Genomic DNA, 16,972 nt, shown 5'->3' with positions numbered 1-16,972 from the left:
CACAATGGAAAATATTCGCGAAGAAATGCCCGTACTTGCTCGACATGAAGGGGATTGGGTTGGAACCTATACCTTGATCGATTGCGATGGGAAGGTGCTAGATCGTCATCGATCGCATTTGACTTGTTCATTTCCAACCGACGATCCAACGAAGTACTATCAAATCAATCGCTACACTTGGGACAATGGTAAACAAGAAGAGCATCAGTTTCCAGGAGCTTACTGTGATAAAAAACTCTGGTTTGATACAGAACGCATTAAAGGTCATGCCTGGGAAGTAGACGATTCAACTGTGATTCTGTGGTTTGCTTACAAATCGGTTCCAGATTTCTACCTCTATGAAATGATTCAGATTAGTCCCTGTAACAATCATCGTGCGCGAACTTGGCATTGGTTCAAGCAGGACAAAATCTATCAACGGACTTTGATTCAAGAAGAACGGCTTAACTCAACTATTTAGCAACTATTTAGCGACTGTATCAGAATTATGGTTTCTCGAATTAAACGTGCTTTTCTCGATACTGAAGATGGTCAAATTCATTACCGCGTTGGTGGTGAAGGAAAGCCGCTGTTACTCCTCCATATGAATCCTCGTAGTAGTGATGAATATCGCGAATTAATGCCGATATTCGTTCAACAGGGAAGACAAGTCATCGCAATGGATTTGATGGGATTTGGTGATTCAGATAAGCCATCTCGGTTATATTCCGTTGCGGACTATGCAAAAACTGCGATCGCACTGCTTGACGAACTTGGCATCGAGAAAACGGATGTTTTAGGCAATCACACAGGCGCATTTGTTTCTGGTGAAATTGCAGTAGCGTATCCCGATCGCGTCAACAAACTAATTTTGGGCAATGTCGCAGGTTTTGGTGAAGCTGGAAAAGCAGAGCTAATGCGGCGATTTGACGAAGGGTTTGTGATCAAAGACGATGGTTCTCATCTCATGGAACGTTGGCTTGCTCGGAGTCGCTACGTGGGTTCAGCCCAGTTAAATCATCGTTGGGTCTTAGATGATCTCAAGTGCTTCGGCTATCCGTTGTATGCAGTTTGGGCTGTGGGTAACTATTGCATTGATGCAGCCGAACGATTTCGATCGATTCAGTGCCCAACAATGATTTTGTGGGGCATTGATGATGTGCAAGAATTTGAGCATTTAGGATTGGCGCTCGCAAAGGATCGTTACTTCGTATCTCAAGCGATTCCCCACGGTAAAGTCGCTGAGATTCAAGGCGGCACAATTTGCATGATGAATCAGATTCCAGAACAAATCTCTAAGGTTGTAATCGAGTTCCTGAACGAATAGCAGTCTTAAACGATAGCGATTTTCTTGAAAACTATTAGGAGGAAGACAATGAACAGTTCCCTACCGCTGATCATCGAGTGCCGCTGCAACGATATGGATTACCGTCAGGATAATCCGAACTTCCCATATAGTCCAAAAGAGATTGTTCAGGAAGCAGTTCGTGCTTGGGAAGCAGGAGCTTCAATCTTTCATTGGCATGGGCGCGATCCCATAGGTGGGAAGTGGCTGAATGATGTGGAACTCTATCTCGAAGTCATTGAAGGCATCCGGGAAAAGACCGATCTGATTGTCGATCCTACACTGGGCTATGTCACCACACAAAACCAGGTAGAGGAGCGGGTTCGACACGTTTTAGCAGCAATTGCTAATCCAGCATTGGGAGTTGACATGGTGCCTTTGGAGTTCGGTTCCTTTAATGCAGATTTTTGGGATCCGCAGGCGAAACAATTTAAGACCTATGATCAGGTTTATGCGAATTCCCGCGCTCATATTCAGACTGTACTCAAAATCCTGAATGAGAACAATGTCTTTGTGAGTTGTGCTTGCTGGGATATCGGGCAGGTTAGAACAGCACGCTGCTTTCAAGAGATGAAGCTTCTCTCACAAAATACGTTCTGGGAGTTTGTCTTCACTGGGGAGATTATGCCAACTGGTGCCTTAGGAACATATTCTGGCTTGCAGGCGATGATAGATGCAATTCCCCCTGACGCTCCTTGGTTAGTAATGTGTTGGAATGGGGACGTGATGCATTTGGCAGCTTGGGCAATCACACAGGGAGGTCATGTCGGCATTGGATTAGGGGATTATCCTTACACCCGCTTTGGAACGCCGCACAATGGCGAGTTAGTCGAGAAGGTTGCACAGATGGCAAATACTCTAGGTCGGGAAGTTGCAACGCCAGCACAGGCTCGCGAGATTCTCAAGATGCCGCCGCGAGATTCTGCAAGCCATCCAGGGAAACGCTCCTCTCTAGAGGATGAGGTAATAGAGGTAAGGTAGCAGATGATCGAATTGGCAGTGAAGGTGAGCCTCTGCTTTTACTGCCCATGAACTCAACAGTAGTAATGATGTCAAAAACTTACAAAAAACTGATTGCAACCCGATTGAGTGATGACTTTAGGAGTGCGATCGACATTCAAGAAATCCCCATTCCCACTCCAAATCCTGGCGAAATCCTGATTCGCAACAAATTTGCTGGCATCAATGCTGGATTCGATACCTTACTGTGCAAAGGTATTGTTCCTTATGTGAATCTCACGCCACCCTTTGATCTCGGTGTCGAAGCAGTTGGCGAAGTTGTAGAAATCGGGCAAGAGGTGAACACTTTTCAAATTGGAGATGCCGTCGCGACCACTGTGCGAGGTGGTGGTTATCGCGAATACCAAGTGATTTCTGCACACCAAGCAATCAAAATTCGCGAAGCTATTCCTGAAGTTCTCACACTGATGCCTACTGGAATGTCAGCACTCGTTGCTTTGGAAAAAGTGGGAGAGATGACGAGCGGAGAAGTTGTGTTAGTCACTCCAGCAGCAGGAGGAGTCGGACATATTGCGGTGCAACTTGCTAAGTTAGCTGGAAATCATGTGATTGGAGTTTGTGGTTCTGAGCAAAAGGTGAAATTGTTGGAGAATTTGGGATGCGATCGCATCATCAATTATCGAAACGAAACACTAGATACTGTTCTCCAACAAGAATATCCCAACGGAGTTAATTTAGCTTTTGATTGCGTTGGAAAACAAACTTTCGATACCTGTGTGAAGCATTTAGCAGTTCGAGGGCGATTGGTTGTAGTAGGTTTTATTTCTGAGTATGCGAATGATTTAGAATCTGTGACTCAACCGCGAATTTATCAGAAGTTATTTTGGAAATCTGCTTCAGTGAGAGGATTTTTGATGCCGCACTTTTCTGAATATGCAGAGGAAGCCCGCGATCGCTTACTCGATCTGTTTTACACAGGTAAGCTCAAGGTCGCGGTTGATCCTAGAGAATTTCATGGCATTGAGGCGATACCGGATGCCGTCGAGTATCTCCTCAGTGGTCAGAACTGCGGCAAGGTCGTCGTAAAATTCTAGGGCATCAGAACGGCTGTACATTTAATTTCTACAATTAACCCAGGAGTCGAAAGCGTTGTCACGCCAACTCCTGTCCAAGTGGGATAGGGATTCGTAAAATAGCGATCTTTCACCTGCATGAACAAGGCGAGATAAGGAATTGTAAAAGGTTGTTGCTCTGATGCAGCATACAATTCTGGACTCGTCACATGGTAAGTTACCATTTCAACAACGTGATCAAACGTTGCACCCGCAGCATCTAAGACTCTTCTGACATTTTCAAAAGTCTGAACAAATTGTGCTTCCGGTTCCGTTACGACTTGCATATTTTCATCTCGACCAACTTGTCCAGCGATATACAAAGTGTTACCAATTTTAATACCAGGGCAATAATGATAGCGTTCGTATAACATTTCCATCCCTTTTGGGACAATGACTTCACGAGTTGCCATGATCAACCTCTAGAACAACGTTAGAGCCATTTTAGTATGACCTCAGAATCTGCCAATACATTAGCTGTTGCTCAGCAAGCATTCACGCATTTTGAGCATGGACTTGCGACCGGAGACTGGCAAGCTTTTTTCGATATGCTGACCGATGATTTTTCGTTCTGGTTTCCGCTTGGGAAATTTTTGGGATTAAATGTCGGGAAGGAACGCGCGATCGAGTTTTTTAACTATGTTTCTGAAGTTTACGAGCAGGGCTTAACATTGACCCTCGATCGTGTAACTAGCAACGAAACGACAGTCGTATTCGAGTTCCGCGACCAAGGGCTGATGCGGGGAACGCCTTACAAAAATCGCGTTGCAGTTTCATTCGATGTACGCGGAGACAAAATTTGTGGCTATCGAGAGTATCTCGGCAGCGATGGCAAATCGAATTAAGCTCCCAATCCTTTATCCCATTCCAACTGATGACTTAGCCCATATAGAACAAAGTCTTCAGGCTTGGCTTTGTCATTCTTGCCAAAAACACCCAAGCTATAAGGATCTTCCGCCATCCGCTGCTTGACTAACTCTTGCTCAAATCGGGCAACGTCTTCTCTCGGCTGATCCGTTTTGAAGAAATCGACGACTAGCACCGTTCTTTCATAGTCTGTATAGTTATGCGGGCAGTGCGGATAGCTATGATCGAGCACCATAAACTCGCCCTCATGCCAGTACAGCTTGTCATGACAGATTTTCATCGCAATATCGCCTTCTGGCACAATCAAACCGAGATAGCCTCGATTCATATGGGGATTGTAGTTCACATGCAGCTTCACATCTAACCCCGGCAGAAACGTTCCAAAATAGACGTTTCTTAAAACATTCTCATGCAGGGCATTGGTTTGCGCGATCGCGGTTGCTAGCTTCGGGAAATAGTGCTCTCTTAACTCAAGTACTTTTTCCGAGACATTCTGTAACTCATACTGCGGATATGTAAGGTGATGTGCCTGAATATATTGTTCAATAAACATTCCTTGAAATAGCACACCAAACGCACTATATTTCGACTTACCTTTTGTTTTAATTGTTTTACTTCTTGGCCCCATCACATTGAAGGCAAGCTCTATTTCTTCGGGAGAAGCATTCTGCCTGAATGAAATAAATTCATCTCGAATCGCTTGCCAATTTTCCTGAAGAAGATTTAGGAAAGAAAACTGTTTGGGATCTAAATGATACTCGTTAAACTGTGCCATAGGTTTTGCTCCCAACCTAGAATCTCACTTCATTCTAAGAGCTTTGGAGGCGTTGTGAATCTGCTGGATAAACTGATCAAAAATGTGCGGGTTGTCTGCCCCAACCAATCTGAAGTTGAGTGCCTCGACTTAGGGATCAAAGACGGGAAATTCGTTCAAATTTCACCCGAAATCAGCGCTGACCAAGCCAAAGAAGTCCTCGATGCTCAAAATCTGCTTGGCTTTCCGGGTGTAGTCGATGCTCACATGCATATTGGAATTTATCGACCCCTTGAACAAGATGCGATCGCAGAAAGCAAAGCTGCTGCAATGGGAGGCGTAACGACGAGCCTCAATTACATGCGCACCGGACAGTATTACCTGAACAAAGGCGGCTCGTACAAAGATTTTTTTCCAGAGGTGCTTTCTCTATCAGAAGGTAACTTTTTTGTTGACTATAGCTATCACATTGCACCGATCAGTGCTCAACATATTGATGAAATGCAATGGCTATTTGAACAGCATGGCGTTGCGTCGTTCAAAATCTTTATGTTCTATGGAGGGTATGGCTTGCATGGTTTGTCTGATCAGCAAAATCTCTTCTTAATGATCAACAAAGAGGAGCGCTATGATTTTGCTCATTTTGAATTTATTATGCGAGGCTTGTCTAAACTCCGAGAGCGCTATCCCAATGAGGCAATTAGCCTCAGTCTCCATTGTGAAGTCGCTGATATTCTGAATGCTTACACCAAGATAGTTCAGCAAGATCCAAGTCTTACAGGACTCAGTGCCTATAGTGCTGCGCGTCCTCCGCATTCAGAAGGCTTAGCAATCTGTATTGCATCTTATCTCGCTCATGAAACGAACTGTGTCAATATCAATCTGCTGCATCTGAGTTCTCGTAAAGCGATCGAGGCAGCACTGATGATGCAAACGATCTTTCCTCATATCAATTTCAAGCGAGAAGTTACAGTAGGTCATCTTCTCTTAGATGTCGAAACGCCGACAGGCAAATGGGCAAAAGTCAATCCTCCGATTCGACCGCGATCGGATGTTGAAGCGCTTTGGAATGCGGTGATTCAAGGTCAGATCGATTGGATTGTCAGCGATCATGCTTGCTGTGCTGCGGAGAAGAAAGCTAGCCTTCAAGATCCAGACAACATTTGGCTTGCGAAAGCAGGTTTTGGCGGAACAGAATACTTACTGTCTGGAGTGGTCAGCGAAGGAAGCAAGCGAGGTCTGTCTTACAATCAAATTGCGAAATTACTCTGCTGGAATCCGGCTCAACGATTTGGATTATCACAAAAGGGAGATATTGCGATCGAGTATGATGCTGACCTAGTGCTGGTTGATCCGAATGAAACCTTTGTAGTTCATGCTGCTGAATCTCTGTCACAACAAGGATATACACCGTTTGAAGGAATGGAGCTAACCGGACGAGTCAAGCAAACCTTCTTGCGAGGAAACCTAATTTACGATCGAGGACAAATCTTAGGAAACCCGCAAGGGCGTTATTTACCGCGATCGCGCAACTTGTAGAAGAAACAGAACAAAAGAAGCGATTTCCTTGATCAATCATACAAAGTGGCAACAAAAACTCGCCCTAAAATCAGTCTCCCCCAAGCCAAAATGGTATAACTCGGGAACAAGCGATCGCACACTCAAATGTAGTGTGTGAGTTTAGGGAGTCATCATGTGTCAGTTATTGGGGATGAACTGTAATGTGCCCACCGATATTTGCTTCTCGTTTGAAGGATTTTGTGCGCGGGGTGGGAAGACAGACGATCATAAAGACGGTTGGGGGATTGCCTTTTTTGAAGGTTTAGGGTGTCGGATTTTTCTCGATGATAATCCCTCAAGTTCTTCTCCGATCGCTGCCTTTATTCGCCAATATCCGATCAAATCAATGAATGTGATCGCGCATATTCGCAAAGCAACAATTGGAGCCGTTGGGTTAGAAAATAGCCATCCTTTTCGCCGAGAATTGTGGGGACGCTATTGGGTATTCGCTCATAATGGCGATTTACCATCGCTGCAATACGATCACAAAGGGTTTTATCGTCCGGTCGGACAAACCGACAGCGAGCAGGCATTTTGTCTGATGCTCAACTACATTCGGCAACAATTTCCTGATGGAAAACCTGCGATCGCAGAACTCTATGCTGCCTTGCAATCGATCACACAGAAGATTGCTCAACATGGCATCTTTAACTACTTACTTTCTGACGGTGAACACTTCTTTGCTCATTGCTCAACCAAACTTTGCTACATTGTCCGCCAAGCTCCGTTTGCCGCAGCACACTTGATTGATGAAGATGTTACCGTTGATTTTCAAGAGCTAACGACATCGAGCGATCGGGTTGCAGTCATTGCCACGACTTCATTGACAGATAATGAAACCTGGACAGTGATACAACCCGGTGAATTGCTCGTCTTTCAAGATGGTCAACCCCTCATCTTTCAAGATGGTCAACCAATCGAGCTATCTCAGCAGATTTGAAGATTGTTGCCAACGTCCTGTAAACACAAATGACTCTAGAGGTTTGCGCGATCGCGGAGCCGATAATCTCTGCTGCAATTTATCTGACAGGCTATAAGGATCGCCGAGGTAGCCTAATGCGACTGCATCCACAGGCTCATAACCTTGAGGAATACCATATAGTTCTCTTGCCTTTTCAACATCAAAGCCTGCCATTTGGTGAACATGCAGTCCTAGCGCAGTCGCTTGAATCGCTAAATTTGCCTCGGCTGCTCCAACATCATGAAAGGCGTGACGGTTCTGAGTTCCATTCTTCTCAAAATTGAGCTTAGCAACCGAAATCATCAGCACAGGAGCACTCTGCGCCCATTCTTGATTGCCTTCTGCTAAACAGCTTAAGAGCCGATCGAATTCTGCTGGATTGTCTTTTGTCGCAACAATGAAATTCCACGGCTGCTCGTTGTAAGAAGAAGCTGCCCAGCGTGCGGCTTCTAGCACACTTCTCAGTTTTTCTGGCTCGACGAGACGATCCGAAAACGCAAGCGGACTCCAGCGATTTTGGATCACAGCTTCGATCGGATACTGCGTTTCGACAACTTTATCAACTAACGGATCAGAGACAGTTTGGCTCATAAAAAACTCCTAACGGGGCGATCGTTCAATCGTGGTCTAATTTACTTTTTGCAACCTCACTCTCTAGAGGGTTGCCTGTTACTTCATGGCTTGCATTTCCTGAATCACAGCAAATCGAATATCTCGTTTTTCTGCGATCCGCTTCACTCCGGGCGCTTGCAGCGACAAAAATCCAAGATTTTGTTCGTTGCCACTCATCAGAAACTCACTGATTGCAATTCTATAACTTCGGTTCGTCTGAAGCGATCGCTCTTGAATCAACCATCCTAACTTTTCGTCATATCGCACATTCGCCATTTGCAAATATCCACCTGCACCTCGGTTTGTGCGACCTTGATCTAAAACTCGTTTCAGCAATTCTCCGGGGATTTCCACCGAGAGCACTTTCCCACCAAATGGCAAAATCCGAATCACATCATACTGGGTAATTTTTCCGGGTGGAATGCGATCGTCAATCCGAATGCTCCCACTGTTAAAAATTGCAAGTTCTGCATCTCCAACTTCTCGAAGCATTGATTTTGCAATCAAATCAGTCAAATTCGTCGATCGATTGCGAACGCTTTCTTCTAGTCCATCTAAATATTCAGAGGTCGTCGCAATGGTTTGAGCCGGATCAAATCCACTATCGCGAAAGCCTTGGAACCCTTTCTGCTGCCACTCTTGCACAACCTTAGCTGTCGTCGGATCATCAGGAATCGCATCGGTAATCAGTTGCAGTCGAGAGTCGATCGTCAGACAGCGGCTCGTCGTGTCGTATCTGAGTGTATGAATATAAGCGGTTCGAGCATTGGCATCTGCTTTGAAAATCGGAGTTCCTCGGTCAAAGCAGCGAGCCGATCGAGTTGGGCGCTGAACAAATCTCCATTGCTGAATGTTCTCGTGTTCGTGTCCACCCAGAATCAGATCAATTTCAGGCACAGCAACCGCAAGCTGCTGATCTTCTGCAAGACTGAGATGCGTCAGAGCCACAATTACATCTACTTTTCCACGCATTGCAGCAACTTGAGCTTTTGCAGTTTCAATCGGGTCACGATAGCGGACATATTGAGCGGGATTACTATCAATCGTTAGTCCAATTAATCCAATGCGAACTGTGTTACCGCGATCGCCTTGAGTAATGATGATCGGAGCGCGTTCTACATTCGGAAAAGGCTGCCCAAACTCATTATCGACATTGCTCGAAAACCATTTAAATTTTGATTCACTCAGACGTTGTAAAAATTCTTCTTTCGTAATGTCAAATTCATGATTTCCCAGAGTCGCGTAGTCGAAGCCAACTGCATTCATAGCAGCAACCATTTGCTGACCTGCGAGACGTTTACCATTAATTTTTGCAGTGCCTAACGCGGATGGACTCAGTGCATCACCTGCAAGCATAGTAAACGTTCGGGGATTCCTAGCAAGAAGCCGTTTTCGCAATGTTGCGATCCGTGCCATTCCGCCTCGTTTACCTCCTTCAATCGGGGTGATTTCATAAATATCATTGAGATGTAAAAGTGTAATATTCACAACTTCTGCAACCGAAGTGTGAGCAATACTGAGCACAGCCCCAAAGCTGAGCATAAGACTTTTTGCAGTCAAAGAGATGCGTTTTTGTATTGAGCGTTTCGCGGCTCGCCGTTTCGAGAATTGCATACTAGGATGAACGATGTAAACTGAGTCGCCTAGAATACATCGGAATTCGAGTAAGTAGCGCGAGGTGTTTGGATTTCTTAAGAGTGGTCAGACTTCAACAGGTGCTAAATTCTGGTGACAAGCTAGACAAGTGCATAGGGCACTTGCCTAGGACTTCTTTTGATCAATACGAGCGTGAATAGAGCAGCGAGCAGGGTTGAACATGCTGCCATCCTGAAGGAATACTCTAGAGTAACTTACCCAATTGGGTTTCTCCTTTCATTTGGGTCGCATCTAGTGCAGGCTCAGAGATTCACGGCGGCTTATGGTACACTTGCTACGCTTACAAGCGGCAGTCTTGGTTTTGCTGAGGATGCAATGTTGTCCCAAAAGTAGTAAAACATGTGTTCTGAGGGACTGTAGGGAAGCGGTGAAAAAAGACTCGTCTGGTCTCATTAAATAAGCCCGTGAAGAGAATGCCTTCAGTCCGAATATCGGTTGCATTGAAAGGCACTTTAAAGCTGACCGATCGGTTGATCACAACATCCCCTGTCTTATGAGTGACAGGTCTGCCATTAACCGTGTAACTCAATTGATAGCGAGCAACGTAGAGACCTTTATTGATAAATTGAAATAATCTCGGTGGAGGTGTTTGGGCAGTGCTGGGCGCGACATTGGTTGTCATATGAGTCGCTGTCATAGTTGCAGCGGTCATTGCCATTAGACCCATTGCTTGAATTGCTTTGAGGGAGTGGCGAAAGTTCATGGTTCAATAGCTCCTAATGAATGTAAGGTTTTGTGCTTGTGATGAAATTCACGTTAGGAATTTGCAGTTTATGCAGGCAGACCTGGCAAATTAGGAGTGTCTTGGATCAGATTATTTAGAAAAGGCAAGCAGAGCGAGAAACTGAACGGCTGACAACTGACAATTTTCGGCACAAAGTTGCGTTGTCGTTGTGGACAACGTTCTAAATGACTGAAATGTGATGTTCTCAGTTTTTGGAGAACGACACTTACGCGGCTCGATTTTCCCAAGGCTGGCTGTGATTTTGCTCTTTCATCCATTGAAACGATACTAAATTGATCAACAATCCCAGCACAAATAAAATCAGCATGAGGAAGATCTGATACCAGAGAATTGGCGACACCAGTAAATCTGCGAGTAAATGCAAGAAATTCGATACCGTGTAGAGAATGGTGAAGCCAAAATGGAGTTTCCGATAGCGTTTTGAATCCAGAAACAGAGTCGCAACGATCGCGAACATGGGCAAGACAAAAAAGCCTAACATTGCCCAAAAAATTGGTGTAACCTCTGCGATATCTTTCGCCTGAGATTCAGCAACACTCAGGTCATGGAAAAGTGGCATCAATCCAAGATCAGTATGAAAGAGCAGCCCGAGCAAGAAAACAAGCCAGAGAATGATGATTTTCACCGGATGCGAAATTGCTGTCCTTGTTTGCGTGATCATAAGATTTAAATTGTTTTATTTTTTTCAAGGTGTAGCGACAGAGCGTGCTAGGGCAATGCGACCTGTTGTCCTAACATCAAGAGAGTCTTTGAACCAGTAGGAATCAAAGATGATTTACTACAAGACTACAACTAATGTGCCGACGATAATCAGCAGCACTCCTAGAAATATTTTGAGCGTCAGGGGTTCTCCGAGAAAAAAATGTGCGAAGAGAATCAACCAAACCAAACTGGATTTGTCGATCGCCACAACCGATCCAGTCGTGCCAAGCTGAAGCGCCCGAAAGTAGAAAATCCAGGATAATCCGGTTGCGATACCCGAACCCACTAAGAAAATTAAGGCTTTCTGAGGAATATGCAAGGCTTGTTGCAAGTTGCCTTCACGGATGACAATGCCCCAAGCGATCGCGAGAATAATCACCGTCCGAATTGCTGTTGCCAGATTTGAGTTGACTTCAGCCACGCCAAGCTTCGAGAAGATCGCAGTTAATGCCGCGAACAGGGCTGATAGAAGCGCCGGAATCAACCAGGCGAGTTCATGATTGAGCATGGCTGAATAGTCTCTGACACGAGCGGAGAATGATTTAACTTATTAACTTATGTAGTTAATCTTAAGCAAGATCTGCTAAATGCCCGAATCAGGTTTGAAAATTGTAAGTTGCGCTCCATGAGTACCATATGTCCTCCGGGAGACAGTACGCTGAGTTGTGCTTGAGGAATGGCTGTACTCATACGCTCACTGGCAAAAGGGCGTGTCGCAATATCAGATTTACCAACGACAACGAGCGTCGGTACTGCAATCGTCGATAAAGTTTTAGTCTCATCAAATCTCAGCATCGCAAGCACTCCTCGCGCCAATACACCCGGAGATGCTTTGATTCCGATCAAACTAGAAAAATTAAGCTGTCCCCGTGTTTCTCTGCCTGTAAATCCAGAAAGTTCAGTTGTGAGTAGCGTTGTTCCGTTCAAATAGCTTAACCAACTCATCACCCAGAGAACTGGAGATAGTGCGATCGTAAGGTAAAGCAAAGGTTCTAGTAAAGGCTTTTGCAGTGCTACTAATAGCCGATTCAATAAAGCTGTTTTGAGAGGATTTGTATAAGTGCCATCGACTAGAATTAAGCCTGCGACTCGCTGCTCTAGATGTTCAGGAAACAGGCGGCAAAACGTTAGCAGAATCATTGCCCCCATACTATGCCCGAGTAAGATAGCAGGCTGATCCCCAACTAACGTTAATACTGCTTCCAAGTCACGCGCATACTTTTCTAACGAGTAGTCTCGATTCTGGGGCTTCTTAGATTTACCAAGCCCTGGCAGATCCCAGACGATGACTCGAAACTGCTCAGCAAGTTGCTTTTTCGCGTAATACCAAACCGTGCTATCGGGACCCCAACCATGTGTCAAAATCAGTGGAGGCGCATGTTCAGACCCATAAAACTCAACATTGATTTCACTGCCATCGGGTCGTTGTAACCGTTGAACTCGCTCACTTCGGAGTGGACTAGGCTCATCTCGTCCAGGACGGCGAAGAAGTAAAATGGGCAGCAAGCCGAGAAATGACCAGGCGAATAGCCCAATACTCAGATACAACCAGCGATCGCTAATCAATTCACCCTGATACCATTCGTAAAAAATATAAGCGCCACTTCCCAGAATCGCGACTGTCACCAAATTAGACAAAAAACGTAGTAAAAAGTCGAGGGGCATGAACATAATAGGATTCGGCTACTTAAAGTAGTAGATTCAGATAGTGCTGAGCTTAAAGAACAATTGAAATAGACGTAACCCTCTGAAGTTAGAACACAATTTTTCCGAATAACATAATGATGCAATCCTGACTGTAAATAACCTCAGTTCGGGTTAACGTTTGGATGGCTGGCGAATGGAATTCGCATCGGCACAGGGGCGAAAACTTTTATCTCGAATTCACGTTCAATACTCTCAGAAAGATGAACCGACCACAATTCATCCCCAAGACGGTAATATTTCATTTGCAGAGATGATTTATTCTCTTTGAAGTACAGTACTACAGCCCTCTAATCTTTATGGAATTTCAGGAACTTCTCAACAGAATCGTCATGCAAGGCTTGCCTGAGGAGTTTTCTAGCTTTTTCTCAACTCATTTATTTACTTTTGGGGGAAAGCAGTTCTCGATGGGATCAGTTATCGAATTGCTTGTCCAAGTGATTCTGGTGCTGGTCATTTCTAATTTAATTAAACAGCTTCTAAAACAGCGAGTCTTTCCGGGATTTGGCTTAAATATTGGAACCCGAGAATCGCTGTCTACGATCGTGAGTTATGTGATCACGATTATTGGGTTTTTTATTGTTATTGAAACGACAGGCATTAATCTGAGTTCGCTGACGGTGTTTGCAGGTGCGATCGGGGTTGGGTTCGGACTAGGCTTGCAAAATCTAACAAGTAACTTTGTCAGTGGCATTACCCTTCTGCTTGAGCAACCTGTTAAAGTTGGCGACTACATTGAAGTCGATCACTTAGCTGGCATTGTCGAAGAAATTTCGATTCGCAGCACCACGATTCGGACAATTAATGGGGTATATGTGATTGTGCCGAATAGCCGATTTTTGGACAATAACGTCGTGAACTGGAGCTATCGCAGCTCAGAATGTCGCATTGTTCTGCCCGTGTCTGTTGTGGATGAAAGCGATTCTTTAGCAGTGATGGAAGCTCTACTTGCAGCATCGCGTCAAGAATCGCGCGTTTTAAGCTCGCCTCTACCCGAAGTGTACTTTAAGGGGTTAGATGCTGAGAATTCGATGTTACGGTTTGAACTGCTCGTTTGGATCGAGCGACCGATTGAGATGGAGTCAGTTCAGAGCGCACTGCGATTTTTAATTGAAGCTGAGTTTCGCGATCGCGGAATTGACACGAAAGCAGCGCCAACTGATATCGTGTTCAACCATTTGCCAATTTTGGTGCAACTCCTCAATCAAACGCATCAAAATGGCTCAGTTCCAGAAATTACAACGTCTGACCAACCGATTGGCGGGTGGCTTTTGCGAGATTTGCTCAAAAAAGTGAGCTATTTTCAGAACTGTTCAGACGTAGAACTTCGCCAGGTGATTGAAAAAGGGTATCGTCAGAAGCTAGCAGCAGGTCAGGTCATTGCGCGCGAATCTGATCCAGGCGATGCATTTTATCTCATTCTGTCCGGTGCAGTTGAAGTGGTCGTCGAATCGATCGATCAGCAAGTTGCTGTCCGCCGAGCAGGTGAATTTATTGGAGAGATGTCTTTATTGCTCGGCACGCCGCGGACTGCTACACTCCGCACGATCGAAGATACGATTCTATTTGTTGTCGATCATGATAATCTACATAGCTTATTGAGACAGCATCGCACGTTAGCCGACCAAATTGCTGAAGCGCTGTCTCAGCGACAAGAATCGCTCAGAAGTTTAGGAGTCGCGGTCGTAGAAGAAACGAAAGAAGAAACAACGTTTGAACAGATTCGCAAACGGATTCGATCAATTTTTGATCTTTGAAGCATTGCTCCTGAGACCGAATCAATTGGTCAATGCTACAAATCAATTTGGGATGACACAGTTCATATCACAGCCCCAACTTGCAAGATCTGACACATCAACCCTCATCTCGATCGCAATCTCCCTGATTCATGCCGTCTCTAAAAGGCAATTTCACCGTAAATGTTGCCCCTTGATTGACTCCTAGACTTGCTGCTTCAACAGTCCCTCCATGCAGTTCAACGAGATAGCGAACTAATGCTAACCCCAATCCCAAACCGCCATAACTGCGCGTGAGTGTACTATCTTCCTGCCGAAATCGATCAAAAACATACGGCAGAAACTCAGGATGAATGCCTTGACCCGTATCGCTGACTTGAATTTGAATACCGTCATCCACTCGGGTTAAGGTCACGTTTACCCTCCCTTCAGCAGGCGTGAATTTCACGGCATTCGAGATCAGATTCCATACAATCTGCCGCATTCGATTTGGATCGCAGAGGACTTGATCGATTTGGGGATCAAAATCCGTGTGAATGTGAATTCGTTTCGCTTGGGCTGCCGGGCGAATCGTGCGAATTACTGTTTCAATCACGCTTGCTAACCGAGTTGGAGAAAGCTGTAACTGGAGCCGACCTTGCGCCAGTCGCGCCATATCCAGTAGATCTTCAAGGATTTGGGCTTGGGCTTCGGCATTCCGTTCGAGGGCATCAATGCCTTGCGCAACCGTATCAGGCTTGAGCGATCGCGATCGCAATAAGTGAATCCAGCCGAGTACAGAATTGAGCGGTGTGCGAATTTCGTGTGACAAAATCGCGAGAAATTCATCTTTCATGCGATTGGCAGATTCTGCGCGGACACGGGCAGTTTGTTCTAAGCGAAATAAGCGATCTCGCTCCTCTTGCAGTTGCCGATGTTCTGTAATCTCAAAACTCACGCCACTGATGCGGACGGATCGCCCTTTTGCCGTGTAGAAACAGCGTCCCTTAGACGCAATCCAATGCACACTTTGATCGCCCCAAACGACTCGAAACTCGTCGTAGTAGTCTTGTTGCATCTCGATCGCATCATTCAGATGGTGCTGCACCAAAGCTCGATCGTCGGGATGAATACAGCGTAGAAATGCTTCATAAGTTTCCTCAAAGCTCTCAGAGGCAATGCCAAATAGCTGCTTTTGGTACTCACACCATTGCAGTTGATTCTGTGCAATATCCCAATTCCATCGCCCCAAGTGAGCCGCTTCCTGTGCAAGCTCTACCCAGGTTTCATGATCTTCAACCACGGCTTCCGCCTGCTGATAATCTTGACGAATACGAGTAAGTAGTGAAACGCTCCAGCCAACGAGCAGCGTAAAGATTAAGGCAGTTTTAATCGTCAGAAATGACAAATGAAACAGAGTATCTCCTGGCGCTTGAGGTTGTCCCCACAAGGTCACGAATGCTTCGAGTACCGAGAGCGCGATCGCGGCGAGCAGCAGTTGGCACACCATGCCTTCACTCGACCCATCACTAATCTGCATCACCCGCATTACTGCTTCATCTAAGTGCAACGCCTGAATTCCTGCACTCAACACTAAAAACGTAAATGCGGTTGCCAGTGCCATCGTCGAAACAGGATGAGCAGGCGGCAACCCAATCGGATGCACATTGTTGAGTAACGCATTGACAGCAATGAGAGCGGTGATCAGCGTGAGCGCTTGAGCTAAGCGATGAAATCCTCGCTCAGGTCGGCTAGATAACAAAAGAGCATTTCCAATCAAGACAAAGTTCAGCCCAGTACTCAGCGCGATCGGATAAGGTGCACTCCATGCCTGAAGATGAAAAAAGAACGCCATATGATCAAGCTGCCAGGTCAATCCAGCTTCACTGAAACTCAAAAAACCAAGCAGAATCACAGCGATCGCCAGTACTGGCGAGATCCAACGGGCAGGCGAAGCTTTAGAACGCCAGTGCAAGCATCCGAGAGATATCGCCGCTGCAATAAATGCGATCGCGCTTTTGATACTCATAGGGGCAAGATCATTTGCAAAGCTTCCTGTCAACAAAGGGCGATGCAGTTGCCAACCGAGTAAGACAAGCACAGCGATGAGGAGCACGATCGCACTACTCAGCCCAGAAGCCCGCTGAAAGAGCTTCGTCAAATTAAGATGAGCAGTGTGATGCAGCGGGGAAAATATCATAAGTTCTCTAGCAGCGCGAGGACCTCATTTTGAGGAAATATGCTTACTAGATTAAGGCGCGTCTCAGCATCCTCAATCCATCGGGAAAAGGAGCTTTGAT

Annotated in this window: 17 protein-coding genes; 8 read left to right on the top strand and 9 right to left on the bottom strand. The window is 45.6% G+C overall.

What is annotated here, in order from left to right; genetic code table 11:
- The first annotated feature begins 4 nt into the window (after positions 1-4).
- The 4 genes from OU814_RS21280 to OU814_RS21265 all read left to right on the top strand — a co-directional run bounded on the left by OU814_RS21280 (position 5) and on the right by OU814_RS21265 (position 3,378).
- Positions 5-460: a DUF3598 family protein gene (locus tag OU814_RS21280; RefSeq protein ID WP_268242016.1), complete on the top strand. Its 456-nt coding sequence runs from the start codon at positions 5-7 to the stop codon at positions 458-460.
- Positions 461-487: 27 nt separating this feature from the next.
- Positions 488-1,306 carry an alpha/beta fold hydrolase gene (locus tag OU814_RS21275; protein ID WP_268242015.1) on the top strand — a complete coding sequence of 273 codons (819 nt, stop codon included), beginning with the start codon at positions 488-490 and terminating at the stop codon, positions 1,304-1,306.
- A gap of 48 nt (positions 1,307-1,354) precedes the next feature.
- Positions 1,355-2,305, top strand: coding sequence for a 3-keto-5-aminohexanoate cleavage protein (locus tag OU814_RS21270; RefSeq protein WP_268242014.1), 951 nt, complete (start codon positions 1,355-1,357; stop codon positions 2,303-2,305).
- A gap of 68 nt (positions 2,306-2,373) precedes the next feature.
- Positions 2,374-3,378: a zinc-binding dehydrogenase gene (locus OU814_RS21265; protein ID WP_268242013.1), complete on the top strand. Its 1,005-nt coding sequence runs from the start codon at positions 2,374-2,376 to the stop codon at positions 3,376-3,378.
- Here the strand turns inward: OU814_RS21265 and OU814_RS21260 are convergent.
- Positions 3,375-3,809 carry a RidA family protein gene (locus OU814_RS21260; RefSeq protein ID WP_017287352.1) on the bottom strand — a complete coding sequence of 145 codons (435 nt, stop codon included), beginning with the start codon at positions 3,807-3,809 and terminating at the stop codon, positions 3,375-3,377. The two genes, OU814_RS21265 and OU814_RS21260, sit on opposite strands and share 4 nt — an antisense overlap.
- A gap of 36 nt (positions 3,810-3,845) precedes the next feature.
- On the opposite strand from OU814_RS21260, the gene OU814_RS21255 reads away from it, so the two are divergent.
- Complete coding sequence (locus tag OU814_RS21255) at positions 3,846-4,241, top strand: nuclear transport factor 2 family protein (RefSeq protein ID WP_017287353.1); 396 nt, start codon at positions 3,846-3,848, stop codon at positions 4,239-4,241.
- Here the strand turns inward: OU814_RS21255 and OU814_RS21250 are convergent.
- Positions 4,238-5,038, bottom strand: a complete 801-nt coding sequence (locus OU814_RS21250) for an aspartyl/asparaginyl beta-hydroxylase domain-containing protein (RefSeq protein ID WP_268242012.1) — start codon at positions 5,036-5,038, stop codon at positions 4,238-4,240. The two genes, OU814_RS21255 and OU814_RS21250, sit on opposite strands and share 4 nt — an antisense overlap.
- Positions 5,039-5,092: 54 nt before the next feature.
- Between OU814_RS21250 and OU814_RS21245 the strand changes: the two genes are divergently transcribed.
- Both OU814_RS21245 and OU814_RS21240 read left to right on the top strand, forming a co-directional pair.
- Complete coding sequence (locus tag OU814_RS21245) at positions 5,093-6,556, top strand: dihydroorotase (protein WP_268242011.1); 1,464 nt, start codon at positions 5,093-5,095, stop codon at positions 6,554-6,556.
- 154 nt (positions 6,557-6,710) lie between these two features.
- Positions 6,711-7,517 (top strand): class II glutamine amidotransferase, encoded by an 807-nt coding sequence (locus OU814_RS21240; RefSeq protein ID WP_268242010.1) that lies wholly within the window; start codon positions 6,711-6,713, stop codon positions 7,515-7,517.
- On the opposite strand, the gene OU814_RS21235 is transcribed toward OU814_RS21240, so the two are convergent.
- From OU814_RS21235 to OU814_RS21210, 6 genes are all read right to left on the bottom strand, one after another.
- Positions 7,500-8,129 carry a nitroreductase family protein gene (locus OU814_RS21235; protein WP_017287357.1) on the bottom strand — a complete coding sequence of 210 codons (630 nt, stop codon included), beginning with the start codon at positions 8,127-8,129 and terminating at the stop codon, positions 7,500-7,502. The two genes, OU814_RS21240 and OU814_RS21235, sit on opposite strands and share 18 nt — an antisense overlap.
- Before the next feature lie 78 nt (positions 8,130-8,207).
- A complete protein-coding gene (locus OU814_RS21230; protein ID WP_268242009.1) occupies positions 8,208-9,764 on the bottom strand; it encodes a bifunctional metallophosphatase/5'-nucleotidase in 1,557 nt (518 codons plus the stop codon).
- A 322-nt stretch (positions 9,765-10,086) separates the two neighbouring features.
- Complete coding sequence (locus OU814_RS21225) at positions 10,087-10,509, bottom strand: hypothetical protein (RefSeq protein ID WP_190647775.1); 423 nt, start codon at positions 10,507-10,509, stop codon at positions 10,087-10,089.
- 247 nt (positions 10,510-10,756) lie between these two features.
- Complete coding sequence (locus OU814_RS21220; protein WP_268242008.1) at positions 10,757-11,212, bottom strand: hypothetical protein; 456 nt, start codon at positions 11,210-11,212, stop codon at positions 10,757-10,759.
- Between the two features lie 117 nt (positions 11,213-11,329).
- The gene (locus OU814_RS21215) at positions 11,330-11,761 is read right to left on the bottom strand and encodes an EamA family transporter (RefSeq protein ID WP_268242007.1); all 432 of its coding nucleotides are present in this window, start codon (positions 11,759-11,761) and stop codon (positions 11,330-11,332) included.
- A 47-nt stretch (positions 11,762-11,808) separates the two neighbouring features.
- Positions 11,809-12,879, bottom strand: a complete 1,071-nt coding sequence (locus OU814_RS21210; RefSeq protein WP_268242006.1) for an alpha/beta fold hydrolase — start codon at positions 12,877-12,879, stop codon at positions 11,809-11,811.
- A gap of 377 nt (positions 12,880-13,256) precedes the next feature.
- Between OU814_RS21210 and OU814_RS21205 the strand changes: the two genes are divergently transcribed.
- The gene (locus OU814_RS21205) at positions 13,257-14,714 is read left to right on the top strand and encodes a mechanosensitive ion channel domain-containing protein (RefSeq protein ID WP_017287247.1); all 1,458 of its coding nucleotides are present in this window, start codon (positions 13,257-13,259) and stop codon (positions 14,712-14,714) included.
- A gap of 97 nt (positions 14,715-14,811) precedes the next feature.
- Here the strand turns inward: OU814_RS21205 and OU814_RS21200 are convergent, their stop codons facing one another.
- The gene (locus tag OU814_RS21200) at positions 14,812-16,872 is read right to left on the bottom strand and encodes a sensor histidine kinase (protein ID WP_268242005.1); all 2,061 of its coding nucleotides are present in this window, start codon (positions 16,870-16,872) and stop codon (positions 14,812-14,814) included.
- Positions 16,873-16,972 lie beyond the last annotated feature (100 nt).

This window comes from Leptolyngbya sp. GGD, assembly GCF_026735145.1.
GTDB lineage: Bacteria > Cyanobacteriota > Cyanobacteriia > Leptolyngbyales > Leptolyngbyaceae > Leptolyngbya > Leptolyngbya boryana.
Note: the sequence above shows the minus strand (reverse complement) of the source record. Positions and strands in the feature narration are given on the sequence as shown.